The organism is Microbacterium paraoxydans (assembly GCF_900105335.1).
GTDB lineage: Bacteria > Actinomycetota > Actinomycetes > Actinomycetales > Microbacteriaceae > Microbacterium > Microbacterium paraoxydans.
This window is the reverse complement of record NZ_LT629770.1, coordinates 1,048,045-1,065,805: the sequence shown is the minus strand read 5'-3', so window position 1 is coordinate 1,065,805 and position 17,761 is coordinate 1,048,045. Positions and strand designations below refer to the sequence as shown.

The following is a 17,761-nucleotide window of genomic DNA, read 5'->3' as shown; positions in this document are numbered from 1 at the left end:
GTAGAGGGTGGCGCATGTGACCGTCTGTGACATCCGGTGACCTCCGGCATCGCCGTCGTGGCCGGGGCCGCCGTCGCGCTCCTACCGTGTCGGCATGACGGAACCCCTCGTGATCGGCGCCATGGTGCGCACCCTCGGCGCCTACCCCTCCGGGTGGCGGTACCCCGGAGCCCACCGCGACCCCGCGGGAGACGCCGACATCCTCCGCCGCATCGCGCGGGAGGGGGAGGACGCGGGCCTGGACTACCTCTTCTTCGGCGACTGGCTGGCGACCGGGCCCGACCTGGAGTTCCGTGATCCCTACCTGCTGGCCCGCATCGACCCGCTGAGCGCGGTGCTGTTCCTCGCCGGGGTGACCTCCCGGATCGGACTCATCGCGACGGTCAACACCACCTATGCCGACCCGTACGCCACGGCGCGGGCCCTGGCCTCCCTCGACGTCCTCACCGACGGCCGGGCGGGGATCAACCTCGTCACCGGCGCCGAGCCGCGCGCCGCAGGGAACCACGGCCGTGAGGCCCACGCCGACACCGAGACGCGCTACGACCGGGCGGAGGAGTTCGTCGTCGCGCTGCGCCGGCTCTGGGACTCCTGGGACGAGGACGCCTGGATCGCGGACGCCGAGCGCGGCGTGCTGATCGACCCCCGGGGGCTGCGCGCCGCCGACGTCGCGGGCGCACACGTGCGGGTCGCCGGCCCGCTCAACGTCGCCCGCCCGCCGCAGGGGCGCATCCCGATCGTGCACGCCGGCACCTCGCCGCGGTCGCGGGCGCTCGCGGCGACCGCCGCCGACCTCGCCCTCATCGCCGCCCCCACCCTCGCCGACGCCGTGGCCACGCGGCGGCTGCTGCGGGAGATCGCCGCGGAGGCGGGCCGCGCGGCGGAGGAGCTGAAGGTCATCGCCCCGGTGCTCCCCGTCGTCGCGGAGTCCGACGCCGCCGCCCACCGGATCGTCCGGCGGCTGCTGGAGCTCGTCCCGCTCGCGGAGGATCCGCAGCGGGACCGCCCCGGGTTCCCGCCGAACCGCACGGTGGAAGCCCTCGCCGACGCGCTGGAGGTGGCCGCCGACGACCCACTGCGGGTGGCTGACTTCGACGCCGCGGTGACGACCGCGGAAGCCGCACGGCTGGGGGAGCGGGGTGCCGCGCTCGTCGAACGGCTCGCGCGGATTGCCGGACTCCGGGTCGGGGCGCCGGACGCCCTGACCTGGCGGCATCTCGTCGCCGCGCACGCCGTCCCTGCGGCCTTCGTCGTCGGCGACGCCGGCACGATCGCCGACCACTTCGCGCACTGGCGCGACGAGGGCGCCGCCGACGGCTTCAACGTCCTCTCGGCGTTCCAGCCCGGGCAGTTCGAGGCCTTCACCCGCCTCGTGGCCCCCGAGCTCCGTCGTCGCGGTCTCCTCCGCGCCCCGGACGAGACCGGCCAGGGGTCCCGCACGGAGACGCTGCGCGACCGCCTCCGTGTGACGTCGCGTGTCGGCGCGTGACCACACGTGTCGTCTCGCGACACCCGGAGTCCGCGGCCTCGCCGCTGCACCCCGCCGCTTCCTACCGTGAACACCACCCGCACCCCCTCCGCACACACCCTGCCTTCCGAACTCGAGGAGCCCTCCGCATGAACCGCCGCCTCATCCGCACCGCCGCCGTCGCGGTCCCGCTCGTCCTGATCGGCAGCCTCGCCGCCTGCGCCACCTCGCCCGCGCCGGGGAACACCCCGGCCGCGGCGGGGGACCCCGTCACCGGCGGCACGCTCACCTACCTCGAGCACCAGGCCTACACGAACCTCTACCCGCCGCAGGCCGGCTTCTACCCGAACGGCGGCATCGTCAACAACATCGCCGCCCGGCTCACCTGGCAGAACCCGGAGACGCTCGAGATCGAGCCGTGGATCGCCGCGGAGTGGACCGTGAACGACGACGCCACGGAGTACACCTTCGACCTCAACCCGGACGTGACGTTCTCGGACGGGACGCCCGTTGACGCCGCCGCCGTCGCGAAGAACTTCGACACCTACGGGCTGGGCGACGCCGAGCGCGGGCTCACCGTCTCCGAGGCCATCAACAACTACGCCGGCAGCGAGGTGGTGGACGAGGACACCGTGACGTTCCGCTTCAGCGCGCCGTCGCCCGGCTTCCTGCAGGCGACGTCGACCATCAACTCGGGACTGCTGTCCCCGGAGACCCTGGACGGCACGATCGAGGACTTCGGCGCGGGCAACGCGGAGGAGATCATCGGCTCCGGGCCCTTCACCGTCACCGACGAGAAGCTCGGTACCGAGTACACCCTCACCGCCCGCGACGACTACGCCTGGGGCCCGGACAGCGCCGAGAACGACGGTCGGCCCTACCTCGACGCCGTGCACGTGCTGGTCACGCCCGAGGACTCCGTGCGCATCGGGTCGCTGCTCGCGGGCCAGGCCGACTACGTCCGCTACGTGCAGGCGTTCGACGAGGACCGCGTCGAGGGCGCCGGATTCACGCTGTACGCCCCGCAGACCCGCGGCGTGAACAACTCGATCGCCCTCCGCCCGGAGAACCCGCTGCTGGCCGACATCCGCGTGCGCCAGGCGATCATCGCCGCGGTCGACGCGCAGGAGGTCGTCGACACCCTGTTCACCGAGAACTACCCGGTGGCCACGTCGGTGCTGTCCTCCCAGGCCGCGGGATACAAGGACGAGTCCGCGCACTACGCCCACGATCCGGAGAAAGCGGAGGCGCTGCTCGACGAAGCCGGCTGGGAGCCCGGCGCCGACGGCATCAGGGAGAAGGACGGCGAGCGGCTGTCGATCACGGTCTACGAGGCCAAGCCGCAGCCCCTGTCGAAGCAGACCCTGGAGCTGGTGGCGCAGCAGCTCGCGGCGGTCGGGGTGGAGCTCACCGTCAAGCCCGGCGACGCGGGCAGCTACGCGGAGGACACCCGTGATCCGCTGAAGACGGGGTTCTACCACTCGATGGTCGGCCGTGCGGACCTCGACGTGATCAAGAGCCAGTACTTCACGAAGAACCGTGACGTCCTCATCTCCCAGGACGCGACGCTGGACGAGCTGCTGCTCGCCGTCGCCTCCGAGCCGGACGCCGAGAAGCGGGTGGCCGCCTCGCAGGCCGTGCAGGACTACATCGCGGAGCAGGCGTACGTGATCCCGCTCTTCGAGGAGCCGCAGGTCTACGGTGCGGCCACCTATGTGCACGGCGTCGCCTTCGAGTCGGTCGGCCGCCCCACGTTCTCCGGCGTGTGGCTCGCGGAGCACTGAGGACCACGGTGACCCCATGACCTTCGTCCTCCGACGGGCCGGGCAGGCCGCGATCGTGCTGATCGCGGCCTTCACGGCCACGTTCTTCCTGCTGCAGCTGCTGCCGGGAGACGCCATCCTCATCAAGTTCTCCGACCCGAGCCTGGGGCTCTCGCCGGAGCAGCTCGACGACATCCGCGCGACCTACGGCGCCGACGTGCCGTGGGGGGAGCAGTACCTGCACGCCGGTCTCGGCTTCCTGGCGGGTGACTTCGGCTACTCGACCCAGTACGGCACGCCCGTGCGGACGATGCTCGCCGAAGCACTGCCCGCCACGCTGCTGCTCGCGGCGCTCGGACTCCTGGTCGCGGTCGTGCTCGCGGTGCTGATTGCGGCGCTCTCCGCGCTCGCGCCCTTCGCCTGGCTGCGGGACGGTCTGCGGCAGGTGCCGGGACTGTTCGTGGCGGTCCCTGTGTTCTGGCTCGGGATCCTGCTCATCCAGGTGTTCTCGTTCGGGCTCGGCTGGGTGCCGATCGTGGGAGCCGACCCCGTCAGCGGCCTGATCCTCCCCGTCCTCACGCTCGCCGTGCCGATCTCGGCGCCCCTCGCCCAGGTGCTGGTCCGGTCGATCGACCGCGTGCAGGCACAGCCGTTCGTGACGGTGGTGCGGGCGAAAGGCGCGCCGCCGGCCTGGGTGCTCACCCGCGCGGTCGCACGCAACGCCGCCGTCCCGACGCTCACCATCGCGGGGGTGCTGTTCGGAGAGCTCGTCGGAGGAGCGGTGGTCACCGAGACGGTCTTCGGCCGCACCGGCATCGGACGACTCACGGAGCAGGCGGTCGCGAACCAGGACATCCCGGTGCTGCAGGGGGTGGTGCTGCTGTCGGCCCTGGGGTTCGTGGTGATCAGCTTCGCCGTCGACCTCGCCACGCCCCTGATCGACCCGCGGCAGCGGCGATCGGCGCGCGCGGCCCGTTCCCGCCCCGTCCGTCCCGTCGCCCAGGAGGTGCCCGCATGACCGCTCCCGTGATCGCGGAGACCACCGTCGAGACGCCCGGAGCCCCGCCCGCGCCGTCCGCCGTCTCCGCATCCCATCCGCGACGGCGCTCGCGCGCCTGGGGTCTGTATCTCGCGCTCGTGGTCGTCGCCGTGGCGGTGCTGTGGGCGGTGATCCCCGGGGTCTTCGCGCCGGGCGACCCGCTGACCGGCGTACCCGCCGACAAGCTCCTGCCCCCGAGCGCCGCGCACTGGTTCGGGACCGATGCGCTGGGCCGCGACCTGTTCGGCCGGGTCGTCCACGGCGCGGTGCATTCCCTGTCGGGTGCGCTCATCGCCGTGACGGTCGGCCTCGCGCTCGGCACGCTCCTCGGAGCCGTCGCCGGCGCGACCGGCGGCGTCGTGGACGACGTGCTGATGCGGATCGTCGACGTGCTGCTGGCCATCCCGGGGCTGCTGCTGTCGCTCTCCGTCATCATCCTGCTCGGCTTCGGCACCGTCAACGCGGCGATCGCCGTGGGCCTCGGCAGCGTCGCCGCCTTCGCCCGGCTCATGCGCGCCGAGGTGGCGCGGGTGCGGCGCACCGAGTACGTCGAGGCGGCCTTCGGCAGCGGCGGCACCTTCGTCGCCGTGCTGCGCCGGCATGTGCTCCCGAACGCCCTCACCCCGATCATCGCGCTCGCCGCCTTGCAGTTCGGCACGGCCATCCTCGCCATCTCCACCCTCGGCTTCCTCGGCTACGGGGCCCCGCCGCCCACCCCCGAGTGGGGGCTGCTGATCGCCGAGGGACGCAACTACATCGCGACCGCCTGGTGGCTCACGGCGCTGCCCGGCCTCGTCGTGGTCGCCGTCGTGCTCAGCGCCAACCGCATCAGCCACCGGCTCGGAAGGAGCACCCGATGAGCGCGCCAACCCCCGTCCTCACGGCGACGGACCTGCGGGTCTCGTACGCCGGCCGCGAGGTCGTGCACGGCCTCTCGTTCGCCATCGCCGAGGGGGAGACGCTCGCCCTGGTCGGCGAGTCGGGCTCCGGCAAGTCCACCACGGCGCACGCCCTCCTCGGCCTGCTGCCGGAGGGCGGACGGGTCGAGGGCGGCCGCGTCCGGCTCGGCGACCTCGACATCTCCGGATGGTCGGATCGGGCGTTCCGCGGTATCCGCGGGTCGCAGATCGGGCTGGTGCCGCAGGATCCGACGACGTCGCTCGACCCGGTGCGCCCCGTGGGCGTGCAGGTCGCCGAGGTGCTGCGCCTGCACGGGCATCGCGACCGTCGCTCCCGGAACGCCCGCGTGCTCGAGCTGCTCGAGCGCGTCGGGCTGGACGACCCCGAGCTGCGGGCGCGCCAGTATCCGCACGAGCTCTCCGGCGGCATGCGGCAGCGCGTGCTCATCGCGGCCGCGATCGCCCTCCGCCCTCGGCTGCTCATCGCGGACGAGCCCACCAGCGCCCTCGACGCCACGGTCCAGCGCCGCGTGCTGGACCTGCTGGACGAGCTGCAGCGCGAGGACGGCACGAGCATCCTGCTCGTGACGCACGACCTCGGCGTCGCCGCGGACCGGGCCGCGCGGATCGCGGTGCTGAAGGACGGCCGGATCGTGGAGCAGGGGCCGAGTGCGCAGGTGCTCGCCGATCCGGAAGACCCGTACACGCGGCAGCTGCTCTCCGACGCGCCCGCCTTCACGACCGGCTTCCGGCGTCCGGACGCGCCGCCGTTCCTCCGGGATGCCGCGGCGGTGGCCGCCGAGAAGCCCTATGAGATCGTGGCCGCGGGCCTCGTGAAGGAGTTCCGGGTTGCGGGTCGTGAGCGCTTCCGGGCGGTCGACGACGTCTCCTTCCGGGTACGGCGCGGGACGACCCATGCCCTGGTCGGCGAGTCCGGATCGGGCAAGTCCACGACCGCGCGCCTGGTCACGCGCTTCCTCCGTCCGGACGCCGGGACCGTGGAGCTCGCGGGGGAGGACGCGACGGCCGTCGAGGGGGCGCGACTGCGTGCGCTGCGCCGGCGGATCCAGCTCGTGTACCAGAACCCGTTCGCCTCCCTCGACCCGCGGCAGCAGATCGCCGACATCGTGGCCGAGCCGCTGCACAACTTCCGCATCGGCACCCGCTCCGAGCGTCGGGATCGGGCGGTCGCGCTGCTCGAACGCGTGGCGCTGCCGGCGGATGCGGCACGCCGCACACCGAGCGAGCTGTCCGGCGGGCAGCGCCAGCGGGTCGCGATCGCGCGGGCGCTCGCCGTCGACCCGGAGATCCTCGTGCTCGACGAGGCGGTGTCGGCGCTCGACGTGACGGTGCAGGCACGCATCCTCGAACTGCTCTCCGCTCTCCAGGCCGAGCTCGGACTCACCTACCTCTTCATCTCGCACGACCTCGCCGTGGTGCGCCGCATCAGCCACACCGTCTCCGTCATGCACCGCGGGCGCGTGGTGGAGGACGGGCCGACCGAAGAGCTGTTCCACGACCCGCAGCACGAGAACACCCGGGAGCTGCTGGCCGCGGTCCCCGGACGAACGGAGATCTTCGCATGAGCACCATCCCTCGTCCCACCGTCGCGTTCTTCACGCGGCTCCTCGACGACGCGTCCCCGGCCGATCGCTACCGCCTCGCCCTGACGCAGATCCAGCACGCCGAGGAGCACGGCGTGGGGAGGGCATGGGTGGCGCAGCACCATTTCCGGGCGGCGGAAGGCGGGCTTCCCTCGCCGCTCGTCTTCCTTGCGCACGCGGCGGCACGCACCTCGCGGATCCGCCTCGGCACCGGGATCATCACCCTTCCCCTCGAAGACCCGGTGCGGGTCGCCGAGGACGCCGTGGTGGCCGACCTGCTCGCGGACGGGCGGATCGACCTCGGGCTCGGCAGCGGCGGCACCCCGTCGTCCTTCGCGCCCTTCGGGGAGGACGTGCGCGACAAGGGGCCCACCTACGACCGCAAGCTGGGCGTGCTGCTCGACGCTCTCGCAGGCCGGGACATCGGTGCGGGGAACACGCTGTATCCGGACGCGGGGTCGCTGGCCGCGCGCATCTGGCAGGCGACGTTCTCGGCCCCCGGCGGTCATCGGGCGGGCGTCCACGGTCACGGACTGCTGCTGTCCCGCACACAGCCCCGCCCCCACGACCGGCTGCACGCGCCGCTGTCCGCGCTGCAGGACCCGATCATCGACGCGTACCTCGACGCGCTGCCCGCCGAGGCGACCCCGCGCATCACCGCCTCCCGCACCGTGTTCGTGGCGGACGACCGCGCCGAGGCGCTCCGGTTCGCCGAGGTCGGGTTGCGGCGCGCGGCCGAGGGCTTCCGTCGGCAGGGCCAGACGATCCCCGGAGACGACCTCGACGACCTCATCGCCGCTCTCGACACGCATCTCGGCACGCCCGAGGAGGTCGCCGCCTCGCTCGCCGCCGACGCCACGTTGCACCGCGCGACCGAGGTGGCGTTCCAGGTGCACTCGGTCGACGCGCCGCACGCCCACGTCCTGCGCTCGATCGAGCTGTTCGCGACGGAGGTCGCCCCGGCCCTCGGCTACGCGCTGAGTCCGCCGGATCCCGAGAGCACCCGCACTGCCGAGAACACCCCCACCGTGAAGGAGAACGCATGACCGCCGACATCGTCGACCAGCTGACGGGGGTGACGCCGGAGCTCGATGCGCTGCGGCGCCGCCGCCCCGTGACCAGGGAGCAGCTCCAGGCGAGCTTCGACGCGCTGTTCCACCCGGTCTCCGCGGAGCACGTGTCGCTCGCCGAGCGCGCGCTCATCGCGGCGTTCGCGACCGCTCTCGCCGGTGCCGACGACCGCACGGCGGAGTTCTACGCCGGGAGGGCGCGCGAGATCGACCCGGAGCGCGCCGCGATCGTCGCCCGGGAGGCAGAGGCCGCCGCGACCACCGGACCGTTCGGCGCCTACACCGAACGCGGGCTGGAGGCCGAGAGCACCGACGGCGCGCGGTACGTGCCGGACGAGGCGGCGTCGGCCGCCCTGGGGGAGCGCCTCGCGGCGGCTCTCGCGCACACGCACCTGCTGGTGTTCCGTCCCCGCGAGGCATCGGGCGCCGATCTCGGCCGCCTGCACGACGCCGGCTGGTCGACGGACGGCATCGTGACACTGTCGCAGCTCGTGTCGTTCCTCGCCTTCCAGCAGCGGGTCGTCACCGGCCTGCGGGTGCTCCAGGACGCCGGGCTGACCGCCACCGCCACAGATACCGACACCGACACCGACACGGACACGGACACCGCCACCGACACCGACACCGACACCGCTACCGACACCGCCGAGGAGGCCGCATGACCGCCGCCGACACCGTGCTCCGGCACGACGCCGCCCCCTATCCCGACGCCTTCACCCGCGCCGAGGTCGGCTGGACGCCGCACCTCGCGCCGCTGGCGGAGGAGGATCTCACTCCGCGGCATCTCGACGGCCTCGTCGACGCCGCCCGTGCGAAGAACGAGTACTTCCGGCTGCTCGTGCGCGACCCCGAGGTGCTCCGCGCGCGCACCCTCGTCGACAAGGACATCTTCTACAACACCGCGGAGGGCCTCCCACGCGCCGAGCGGGAGCTCGCGGCCACCGCAGCCTCCCGCCGCAACGGCTGCGTGTTCTGCGCCTCCGTGCACTCCCGGTTCGCGGCGCACCACGGCAAGCGGCCGGGGGACGTCGATACGCTCCTCGCCGAGGGCGTGAACGCGGATCTCGGGGAGCGCTGGAACGCGATCGTCGCCGCCGCGGTCGCGCTGACCGACACGCCCCGCGCGTTCGGTCCCGCGCACATCGCGCGCCTCCGTGCGGCCGGACTGGACGACCTCGAGATCGCCGACGTCGTGCACGGCGCGGCCTTCTTCAACTGGGCGAACCGGCTGATGCTCTCGCTCGGCCGCCCCGTCGCTCCCGCCTGACCGCGGGTCATGGGACCAAGATGATCTTCCCCGAGGCGGCGCCGGTCTCCATGAGCTCATGGACCTGGGCCGCCTCGGCGAGGGGCAGGTCTGGTGCTCCGAGCAGGAGCACTACGATCCGAACATGACGTCTCAGAACCAGCTCGACACCGGGGTGCCTGGTTCACCACACCAGGAGGCCGCGGCCGAGACCGAACGGGATTGGCTCCTGCTGGCGGCGCAGGTATTCTTCACCGGCTTGATCACGTACATAGCGATAGCGATCTGGTCGACCACCGCGGCCGGGTACACGGAGGGCTTGCAGATCATCGGATTCGCGGTCTTCTCCACTCCGCTCACGATCCTGGCGTTCCTGGCCGGGCTGCCTCTGCGTATCGTGCCGCGGGCACGTCGGTGGTGGTTTCGACACGCAGGGTGGTTCTTCGCCTTGTTCGGAGTCGCTGCGGGCGGCCTGCTTCTGTCCTACGTCGTCGGCGAAGCGGGACCGGTTCCCTATGCCCAGAGTGGATGGCCTGTGAGTGACGGTTATGTACCGGACGCGCGACTCTTCGTGCCATCCCTTGCCGTGCTGGCGTTCGCGACCATGCATCTTCGCCTTCCACCGCGCCGGAAGCCGAAAGCCGCCTGACCGATCAGTGTCTCCTGGGCGCGGCAGGACCCGCCCAACGCCGCGTGCGGGGTGCCGCCCGACGCTCTGTCAGGGTCGAGTTCAGGGGACGAGGATGATCTTCCCCGAGGCAGCGCCGGTCTCCATGAGCTCATGGGCCCGTGCCGCCTGGTCGAGGGGCAGCTCCGGGCCGAGTTCGATGGTGAAGTCGCCGGCGGCCAGCAGGTCGACCGTCTTCTGCAGCGCTTCTGCGCGCCACTCCAGCTCCTGCGGCGTGAGCGGCTCGGGCGAGCCGCCGGAGAACGCTCGGATGCCGAAGTCGGCGGCGTCGGGGCCACGGACGATGGTCGCGATGCGGTCGCGGTCGGTGACCAGGGCGAGGGAGGCCTCGATCGCCTCGTCGGTGCCCGCACAGTCCAGGACGACGGTCACGGGGGAGGGGGCCGCCGCGCGGACGCGGTCGAGCAGCCCGTCTCCGTAGGCCACCGGGATCGCGCCGAGCTCGCGGAGCTGCTCGTGCCGGGCGGGGCTCGCGGTGGCGATCACGGTCGCGCCCCAGGCGACCGCGAACTGCACGGCGGCCTGGCCGACCGAGCCGGAGCCCGCGTGCACGAGGAGCACATCGTCAGCCGTCACGGCGAGCGAGCGGAGGGACTGGTAGGCGGTGCCGGCCGGGATGCCGATCGCCGCCCCTTCGGCTGCGGTGACGGTGTCCGGGAGCTTCACGAGCTTGTCGGCCTCGACCGCGAGGGCGGAGGCGTAGGTCCCGAGCGTGTCGCGGATCGCGACGCGGTCGCCGACCTCGAACCCGTCCACGCCCTCGCCCAGCACCTCGATCACCCCGGCGCCGTCGAACCCGACCGGACGCGGCTCGGTGATCGGCGCGGAGGGGCGCTTGCCGCCGCGGAGCTTGGCGTCGATGGGGTTGGCGCCGGCCGCCTCGATGCGCACCAGCGCCTCGCCGCGGACGGGCACGGGGTCAGGCACCTCCATCAGGTGGAGGACAGCGGGGGATCCGAACTCGGTGTAGACGATCGCGCGGGCCATGCCCTCAGGCTACCCGGCGGGGGTCACTTCCCTGCGAGCGCCTTGGTGATCCGCTGCGGCGACACCGGCTGCGCGGTGCCGAGACGCTGGGCGAAGACGCTGACCCGGTACTCCTCCAGCAGCCAGCGCACCTCGACGATCGCGGGCGGAGCGTCGGGCGCGAGGGGGATGGTGCCCCCGGCGTCCGCGAACAGCACGGCCATCCGCTCGAACTCCGTCATCCGCGCGCGGTCCTTGCCCGGCTCGTTCGCGAGGGTCTTCAGCCGGTCGATCATGCCGTCGAGGTACCGGGGGAAGTGGGCGAGCCGGTCGACCCCGGTCGCCGCGACGAAGCCGGGGTGGAGCAGTCCGGAGAGCTGGCTGCGAATGTCGTTCAGCGGGCCGAGCAGCGCCAGCGCGTTCTGCGCCTTGATGCCGCGCTCCACCTCCCGCGCCTTCGTCAGGATGCGCGCGACGAGGGAGACGCAGGCGAAGAGCTCGTCGACGAGCACGGCGGAGACGGCGTCGCGCACCCGCGCGAACTCGGCCTCGGTGCGCACGACGCCGCGGTCCCGGCCGTCGGCGCCGCCGGTCGACGCGTCGATCACGCGACGGGCGACGGCGGCCCGGCAGTCCTCGATGAGCGCGGCCGCCGACGGATACGAAGAGGCGGCGAGTGCGAGCTTCTCCTGGCTGGTGAGGTGCTGCTGCACGTACGAGGACGGCGAGGGCACCGCGAGCAGGACGAGACGGAGCACGCCGTCGCGCGTGGCGGCGGCCGCGGCGTCGGGAGTCGCCTCGACCCGCACCGACACGCTCGTGCCGGCATCGACGATCGCCGGATACCCCCGGACGACGCCGCCCGCGACCTTGGTGTCGATGACCGCCGGGAGGTCGCCGAACGTCCACGCCGTCAGCCCGGTCTGTTCGACCGGAGCGGCGGCCACGCGCTCCGCCCCGCGCGGCCCCGGTGTCTCCGCACGCCCGGGGCGCGCGATGGAGCGGGCGACGCTGCTGCGCGCGCGGTCGGAGAGCTGAGCCTGCAGCGATCGGAGATCGCGGCCGGACCCGACCACGCGTCCCCGCTCGTCCACGGCGCGGAAGTTCATGCGCAGATGCGCCGGCACCCGTTCGTCGTCGAAGTCGGCGGCCGTGACCACCTGGTTCGCGAGCGGCTGCACGAGCCGCGCGAGCGCCTCCTTGAGGGTGCGCGGGGGGAGACCGCCGTGCACCTCAGGACCCTCGTCGGCCAGCGCCGCCCCGAACTTCTCCGCCCAGTCGGCGGCGGGGACGACGTGGCGCCGGATGGCCTTGGGCAGCGCACGCAGCAGTCCGGTGACGAGCTCGGCGCGCAGCCCTGGCACCTGCCAGTCGAAGCCGCGGTCCTCGATCTGGGCGAGCAGCGGCAGAGGCAGCACGACGCTCACGCCGTCGTCCGGTGCGCCCGGCTCGAACCGGTACGCGAGGCCGAGCACCTGGTCGCCCTGCGTCCACCGGGTCGGGAACTCGCGCTGGTCGGCGCGGTCCTCGTCGTCGATGAGGTCGCTCTCGCGCATCACGAGCAGCTTCGGTGTCGTCGTCAGCGCCTCGCGCCACCACTTCTCGAACGACCGCACGTCGAACACGTCGGCGGGGATGCGCTCGTCGTAGAAGCGGAAGACGGCCTCGTCGCCGGCCAGGATGTCGCGGCGCCGCTCGCGCTCCTCGAGCTTCTCGAGGCGGCGGCGGAGCTCGGCGTTGCTCCGCCAGAACGCGCTGACCCGCTTGTCGATGCGGGACGGGTCCCATTCGCCCTCGACGAGCGCATGACGGACGAAGAGCTCGCGCGAGGCGGCCCGGTCGATGCGGGCGAACTGCACCCGCCGGCGCGGGATGATCTCGACCCCGAACAGGGTGACCTTCTCGAAGGCCACGGCGGCTCCGGCGTCCTTGGACCAGTGCGGCTCGGTGACCTGGCGTTTCGCGAGGTCGCCGGCGAGAGGCTCGGCCCAGGCGGGGTCGATGGCGGCGACGGTGCGGGCGAAGGTGCGGGAGGTCTCCACGATCTCGGCCGCCATGACCGCCCGGGGGCTCTTCTTGCGCAGCCCTGAGCCCGGGAAGATCGAGAACCGGATGCCCCGCGCGCCCCGGTACTCCGTGATCCGGCGGCGCGCGTCCTTCGCAGGGGAGTGAGCCTTCCCCGCGGGGGCGGTGCGCTCGTCGAGGATGCCGATCTGCGACAGCAGGCCGGACAGCAGCGCGCGGTGGATGGCATCCGGATCGGCCGCGCCGCCCGGCTCCGCCCCGCGGTCGGGGTTCTTCACGAGCGTCCGGAGCTGGCGGTGCACGTCGAACCACTCGCGGACCCGCACGTAGTTGAGGTGCTCGCTGCGGCACAGCCGGCGGAACGCGCTGGAGCCGAGCTCGCGCTGCTGTTCGCGCAGGTGGTTCCAGAGGTTCAGGAGAGTGAGAAAGTCGCTCGTCGGGTCCACGAAGCGCGCGTGCAGCCGGTCCGCCTCCTCGCGGCGCTCCTCCGGTCGCTCCCGGACGTCCTGGATGGACAGCCCGGCCACGATCGCGAGCACGTCCCGCAGCACCGCCCCCTGGGTCCCTGAGCCTGTCGAAGGGCTTGCCCCCCTCTGGGTCCCTGAGCCTGTCGAAGGGCTTGAGCCCCGCTGGGTCCCTGAGCCTGTCGAAGGGCCTGCCTCGATGAGCATGCGCGCGAACCGCGGGTCCATCGGCATCCGGGCGATGTCGCGTCCGATCCGGGTGAGCCGGGGGCCGTCGTCCGGCCCCCGCGCCGGGCGGAGGGCGCCGAGCTCGGTGAGCAGGTCGAACGCCGCCTTCACGCCCCGGGAGTCGGGCGGGGTGAGGAAGGGGAACGCGGTGATGTCGCCGAAGCCGAGCGCGAGCATCTGCAGGATGACGGAGGCGAGGGAGGTGCGCAGGATCTCGGGTTCGGTGAACTCGGGACGCCGCGCGTAGTCCTCCTCGGAGTACAGGCGGATGGCGATGCCGTCACTCGTACGGCCGGCGCGCCCGGAGCGCTGATTCGCCGAGGCCTGGGAGATGGCCTCGATGGGCAGCCGCTGCACCTTCGAGCGGTTGCTGTACCGGGAGATGCGCGCGGTGCCGGTGTCGATGACGTACTTGATGCCGGGGACCGTGAGGCTCGTCTCGGCCACGTTCGTCGCGAGCACCACGCGGCGACGGACGCCGGCCACGGTGCTGCGCTCGAACACCCGGTGCTGCTCGGCGGCGGAGAGCCGGCCGAACAGGGGGAGCACCTCGGTGGGCGAACGGTCCTTCGCGTAGGCGGCGCGCACGGCGTCGGCCGCGTCCCGGATCTCCGCCTCGCCCGGCAGGAACACGAGCACGTCGCCGGGCGCCTCCCGGTCGAGCTCGCGGAGTGCCGCGACGATCGCGCTCACCTCGTCCTCCGGCTCGCCGACGGCGTCCTGCTCCGCGTCCTCGTCGACGAGCGGGCGATAGCGGATCTCGACGGGATACGTGCGCCCCGACACCTCGATGACGGGCGCGGGGGTGCCGTCGGCGGCGGCGAAGTGCCGGGCGAAGCTCTCCGGATCGATCGTGGCGGAGGTGATGATCACCTTCAGGTCAGGACGCTCCGGAAGGATGCGGGCGAGGTAGCCCAGCAGGAAGTCGACGTTGAGGGATCGTTCGTGCGCCTCGTCGATGATGATCGTGTCGTAGCGCGTCAGCAGCCGGTCGCGGTGGATCTCGTTGAGGAGGATCCCGTCGGTCATCAGCGCGATCCGCGTCTCATCGGAGACCTTGTCGGTGAAGCGCACCTTGTAGCCGACGAGGGTGCCGAGCTCGACCCGCAGCTCCTCGGCCACGCGCTCCGCGATCGTGCGGGCGGCCAGGCGGCGGGGCTGGGTGTGGGCGATGCGCTCGCGGCCCAGTTCCAGCGCGATCTTCGGGAGCTGGGTGGTCTTCCCCGATCCGGTCGCACCGGCGACGATGACGACCTGGTGGTCGCGGATGGCGTCGGCGATCTCGTCCCTGGCCGCGCTGACGGGCAGCTCCGGAGGGTAGGAGATCATGGGGGAGGACATAGCCCTCCATCGTATGCCGGGATGCGCACCGGGGTCGCCGCGATCCCCGCATACGATCATCGGGTGATGACTGCTCTCCGCCCCGTGCGCTGGTTCCGTGATTTCGGGCGGCCGCCGCGCATCCTCGGTCTCGACGTCGCGCGGGGTCTGGCGATCCTCGGCATGGCCGGTGCCCACGTCGGGGTGACGGAGGCGTTCGAGTGGGGCGACCCGACCACCTGGACCGACCTCGTGCACGGCCGCTCCTCGATCCTCTTCGCGCTGCTCGCCGGCGTCTCCATCGCCCTCATGACCGGGCGCGACGTGCTGCCGGAGCGGGAGCGCCTGCCGAGCATCCGCCTCAACCTCGTGGGCCGCGGCGCGGTGATCTTCGTGATCGGCCTCGCTCTGGAGCTCCTCAACACGCCGATCGCCGTGATCCTCACCCTGTACGGCCTGCTCTACGTCGCCGTCATCCCGGTGCTGCGGTGGCGACCGCGGCAGCTGCTCCTCGGCGCCGCCGTCCTCGCCCTCGCCGGTCCGGCGCTGCTCGCTCTGCTCAGTGCGGTGGCGCTGCAGCCGTTCGGCGCGGGCATCGGGTTCGTGCTCTACGGCACCTATCCGATCACCGTGTGGCTGGCGCTCGTGCTCGGCGGCATGGCTCTGGGGCGGCTCCGGGTGCAGGAGGTGCGCACGGCCGTCGTCGCCCTCGTCGTCGGCGTGGTCCTCGCCGCGATCGGCTACGGCCTGGGCGCCCTCGGCGCGGGCGCGGGGCTGGGGGGAGAGACGGGATCGATCGTCTCCTCGACCAGCGCCTCCTCCGGGAGTGAGAGCATCGAGATCCTTCCCGACGAGAGCCTGGACAGCCTCCCCGACGAGAGCCTGTCGTCGTCGTTCATCCCCGACGATGTGATGCCGCCGTCCGGCTGGGAGAGCTATCCCGAGGCGCTCGCCGCGACGGATCCGCTCGGCTCCATGGTCCGCGCGGTCTTCGCTGTCGACCCGCACAGCGGTGGCACCGCCGAGATCCTGGGCTCCGGTGGCTTCGCCCTCGCGGTGGTCGCGCTGTGCCTGCTGCTGAGCCGTCCGCTGCGCTGGCCGCTGCTGCCCCTCGGTGCGCTGGGGTCCATGCCGCTCACGGCATACAGCCTGCACGTCGTCTCCGTCGTCCTCGTCGCGGGTCCCGGCGGCTTCATCGCGGACAACGCCTTCTGGGCGCTCACCGCCGTGGGACTCCTGCTGGTCACGACGCTGTGGGCGATGTTCGTCGGCCGCGGCCCGCTGGAACGTCTCGTCGGGAAGGGGGCCGCCGCGATGGCCGCGGTCCCTCGGCGCTGACGCTTTTCGTCATCCGCACGGGCGCACCTGTCATCACAGGTCCTAGGCTGGGGGGATGACCATTCCTGCACTCGAACTGAACGACGGCAACTCCATCCCCCAGCTGGGCTACGGCGTCTTCAAGGTGCCGCCGGCAGAGACCGAGAAGGCGGTGAGCGAGGCCCTCGAGATCGGGTACCGCCACATCGACACCGCCGCGATCTACGGCAACGAGGAGGGCGTCGGCGCGGCCATCGCGTCCTCCGGCATCCCCCGCGAGGAGCTCTTCGTCACCACGAAGCTGTGGAACGACCGCCACCACGACGACGAGCCCCGCGCCGCCATCGGCGAGAGCCTCGAGAAGCTCGGCCTGGAGCAGGTGGACCTGTACCTCGTGCACTGGCCCACCCCGGCGAAGGACGACTACGTCCACGCGTTCGCGAAGCTCGTCGAGCTGCGCGACGCGGGCCTGACCCGCAGCATCGGCGTCTCGAATTTCCTCGTGCCGCACCTGGAGCGCACGGTGAAGGAGACCGGCGTCGTCCCGGCTGTGAACCAGATCGAGCTGCACCCGGCCTACCAGCGCCGCGAGGAGGTCGCGTGGGCCGAGGCCAACGGCGTCCGCATCGAGGCCTGGGGTCCGCTCGGCCAGGGCAAGTACGACCTCTTCGGCACCCCGGCGATCGCGGAGGCGGCCGCCGCCCACGGCGTGACCCCCGCACAGGCCGTCCTGCGCTGGCACCTGCAGAAGGGCATCATCGTCTTCCCGAAGTCGGTGCGTCCGGAGCGCCTGCGCGAGAACCTGGACGTGTTCGGCTTCGAGCTCACCGACGCCGAGATCGCCGCGATCGACGCGCTCGACCCGCTCGACGGCTCCGGCCGCGTGGGCTCGCACCCCGACGAGGTCAACTGATCCCGCCCTCATACCGGCCGCGGGCTCGGCACTGACGCCGTCACCGAGCCAGCACTGACCGGAGCCTTGCTCCCGAGCCCGCGGCCCGCGGCTCGTCTCCGTTCCACATGACGCCCCGTGTCGCTTCGCGCGACACGGGGCGTCCGCGTGGGTACCGTCGAGCCCATGACAGCTCCGCTCCGCGTCGTCGCCGTCTCGGGCTCCCTCCACGAGCCGAGCAAGACCACCGCCCTCCTCCGTGCGATCACCGCCGCGATCGCCGAGCGTGCCCCGGTCGAGGCGCAGCTGATCGAGCTCACGCAGGTCGGCCCCTCCCTCGCGGGTGCTCTCACCCGTGACCAGCTCCCGCCGGAGGTGGAGGCGAACCTGCGTGCGATCGAGACCGCCGACCTCCTCATCGTGGGCAGCCCGGTGTACCGCGCCTCGTTCACGGGGCTGTTCAAGCACCTGTTCGACTTCGTGGACCAGTACGCGCTGGTCGGCACGCCGGTGCTCCTCGCCGCGACCGGCGGGGGCGAGCGGCACGCCCTCATGATCGAGCACCAGCTGCGCCCCCTGTTCGCGTTCTTCCAGGCGCTCACCCTCCCGCTCGGCGTGTACGCGAGCACGACCGACTTCGACGGCTACGAGGTGGCGACCGACGTGCTGCGTGCGCGGATCGCGCTCGCGGCCGAGCGGGCCCTCCCGCTCGTCGGCTACACCCTGTCGCGCCCCGCGGAGCTGCTCGTCGGCTGACCCGGGTCCGGAGCCG

Annotated in this window: 14 protein-coding genes; 12 read left to right on the top strand and 2 right to left on the bottom strand. The window is 72.6% G+C overall.

The features are described 5' to 3' along the window. The first annotated feature begins 94 nt into the window (after positions 1-94). The 9 genes from BLU02_RS05300 to BLU02_RS05260 all read left to right on the top strand — a co-directional run bounded on the left by BLU02_RS05300 (position 95) and on the right by BLU02_RS05260 (position 9,738). Positions 95-1,489, top strand: a complete 1,395-nt coding sequence (locus tag BLU02_RS05300) for an NtaA/DmoA family FMN-dependent monooxygenase (RefSeq protein ID WP_083370900.1) — start codon at positions 95-97, stop codon at positions 1,487-1,489. Positions 1,490-1,617: 128 nt separating this feature from the next. After that, complete coding sequence (locus BLU02_RS05295) at positions 1,618-3,252, top strand: TIGR04028 family ABC transporter substrate-binding protein (protein ID WP_060923053.1); 1,635 nt, start codon at positions 1,618-1,620, stop codon at positions 3,250-3,252. A 16-nt stretch (positions 3,253-3,268) separates the two neighbouring features. After that, positions 3,269-4,249, top strand: a complete 981-nt coding sequence (locus tag BLU02_RS05290; RefSeq protein ID WP_060923054.1) for an ABC transporter permease — start codon at positions 3,269-3,271, stop codon at positions 4,247-4,249. Further along, positions 4,246-5,130, top strand: a complete 885-nt coding sequence (locus BLU02_RS05285) for an ABC transporter permease (RefSeq protein WP_060923055.1) — start codon at positions 4,246-4,248, stop codon at positions 5,128-5,130. Before BLU02_RS05290 ends, BLU02_RS05285 begins: the two co-directional genes overlap by 4 nt. After that, on the top strand, positions 5,127-6,755 hold the full coding sequence (locus BLU02_RS05280; protein WP_060923056.1) for a dipeptide ABC transporter ATP-binding protein: 1,629 nt from the start codon (positions 5,127-5,129) through the stop codon (positions 6,753-6,755). Before BLU02_RS05285 ends, BLU02_RS05280 begins: the two co-directional genes overlap by 4 nt. Then, a complete protein-coding gene (locus BLU02_RS05275) occupies positions 6,752-7,819 on the top strand; it encodes a putative FMN-dependent luciferase-like monooxygenase (RefSeq protein ID WP_060923057.1) in 1,068 nt (355 codons plus the stop codon). Before BLU02_RS05280 ends, BLU02_RS05275 begins: the two co-directional genes overlap by 4 nt. After that, complete coding sequence (locus tag BLU02_RS05270) at positions 7,816-8,505, top strand: CMD domain protein (RefSeq protein ID WP_082750138.1); 690 nt, start codon at positions 7,816-7,818, stop codon at positions 8,503-8,505. The genes BLU02_RS05275 and BLU02_RS05270 overlap by 4 nt, the downstream gene beginning before the upstream one ends. After that, the gene (locus BLU02_RS05265; RefSeq protein ID WP_060923058.1) at positions 8,502-9,110 is read left to right on the top strand and encodes an alkylhydroperoxidase domain protein; all 609 of its coding nucleotides are present in this window, start codon (positions 8,502-8,504) and stop codon (positions 9,108-9,110) included. The genes BLU02_RS05270 and BLU02_RS05265 overlap by 4 nt, the downstream gene beginning before the upstream one ends. A 124-nt stretch (positions 9,111-9,234) precedes the next feature. Then, positions 9,235-9,738 (top strand): hypothetical protein, encoded by a 504-nt coding sequence (locus tag BLU02_RS05260; protein WP_157547018.1) that lies wholly within the window; start codon positions 9,235-9,237, stop codon positions 9,736-9,738. Between the two features lie 81 nt (positions 9,739-9,819). Here the strand turns inward: BLU02_RS05260 and BLU02_RS05255 are convergent, their stop codons facing one another. Together BLU02_RS05255 and hrpA are read right to left on the bottom strand one after the other, a co-directional pair. After that, positions 9,820-10,764, bottom strand: coding sequence for a quinone oxidoreductase family protein (locus tag BLU02_RS05255; RefSeq protein ID WP_060923060.1), 945 nt, complete (start codon positions 10,762-10,764; stop codon positions 9,820-9,822). A gap of 23 nt (positions 10,765-10,787) precedes the next feature. Next, positions 10,788-14,801, bottom strand: coding sequence for an ATP-dependent RNA helicase HrpA (gene hrpA / locus BLU02_RS05250; RefSeq protein WP_083370899.1), 4,014 nt, complete (start codon positions 14,799-14,801; stop codon positions 10,788-10,790). Between the two features lie 66 nt (positions 14,802-14,867). Here hrpA and BLU02_RS05245 point away from each other — a divergent pair, with 66 nt between their 5' ends. From BLU02_RS05245 to msuE, 3 genes are all read left to right on the top strand, one after another. Then, positions 14,868-16,118, top strand: a complete 1,251-nt coding sequence (locus tag BLU02_RS05245; RefSeq protein ID WP_157547016.1) for a heparan-alpha-glucosaminide N-acetyltransferase domain-containing protein — start codon at positions 14,868-14,870, stop codon at positions 16,116-16,118. Between the two features lie 55 nt (positions 16,119-16,173). After that, entirely contained in the window at positions 16,174-17,010 is an 837-nt protein-coding gene (locus BLU02_RS05240) for an aldo/keto reductase (protein WP_060923596.1), read from the top strand. Between the two features lie 165 nt (positions 17,011-17,175). Then, positions 17,176-17,745 (top strand): FMN reductase, encoded by a 570-nt coding sequence (msuE, locus tag BLU02_RS05235; protein ID WP_060923653.1) that lies wholly within the window; start codon positions 17,176-17,178, stop codon positions 17,743-17,745. The last annotated feature ends 16 nt before the right edge of the window (positions 17,746-17,761 follow it).

Bases quoted from the DNA above. Each gene is read 5' to 3' on its own strand.
- BLU02_RS05290 (WP_060923054.1), top strand. From the start codon at position 3,269: ATGACCTTCGTCCTCCGACGGGCCGGGCAGGCCGCGATCGTGCTGATC.
- BLU02_RS05245 (WP_157547016.1), top strand. From the start codon at position 14,868: ATGACTGCTCTCCGCCCCGTGCGCTGGTTCCGTGATTTCGGGCGGCCG.
- BLU02_RS05270 (WP_082750138.1), top strand. From the start codon at position 7,816: ATGACCGCCGACATCGTCGACCAGCTGACGGGGGTGACGCCGGAGCTC.
- BLU02_RS05265 (WP_060923058.1), top strand. From the start codon at position 8,502: ATGACCGCCGCCGACACCGTGCTCCGGCACGACGCCGCCCCCTATCCC.
- BLU02_RS05285 (WP_060923055.1), top strand. From the start codon at position 4,246: ATGACCGCTCCCGTGATCGCGGAGACCACCGTCGAGACGCCCGGAGCC.
- BLU02_RS05260 (WP_157547018.1), top strand. From the start codon at position 9,235: ATGACGTCTCAGAACCAGCTCGACACCGGGGTGCCTGGTTCACCACAC.
- msuE (WP_060923653.1), top strand. From the start codon at position 17,176: ATGACAGCTCCGCTCCGCGTCGTCGCCGTCTCGGGCTCCCTCCACGAG.
- BLU02_RS05240 (WP_060923596.1), top strand. From the start codon at position 16,174: ATGACCATTCCTGCACTCGAACTGAACGACGGCAACTCCATCCCCCAG.
- BLU02_RS05300 (WP_083370900.1), top strand. From the start codon at position 95: ATGACGGAACCCCTCGTGATCGGCGCCATGGTGCGCACCCTCGGCGCC.
- hrpA (WP_083370899.1), bottom strand. From the start codon at position 14,801: ATGTCCTCCCCCATGATCTCCTACCCTCCGGAGCTGCCCGTCAGCGCG.
- BLU02_RS05255 (WP_060923060.1), bottom strand. From the start codon at position 10,764: ATGGCCCGCGCGATCGTCTACACCGAGTTCGGATCCCCCGCTGTCCTC.
- BLU02_RS05275 (WP_060923057.1), top strand. From the start codon at position 6,752: ATGAGCACCATCCCTCGTCCCACCGTCGCGTTCTTCACGCGGCTCCTC.
- BLU02_RS05280 (WP_060923056.1), top strand. From the start codon at position 5,127: ATGAGCGCGCCAACCCCCGTCCTCACGGCGACGGACCTGCGGGTCTCG.
- BLU02_RS05295 (WP_060923053.1), top strand. From the start codon at position 1,618: ATGAACCGCCGCCTCATCCGCACCGCCGCCGTCGCGGTCCCGCTCGTC.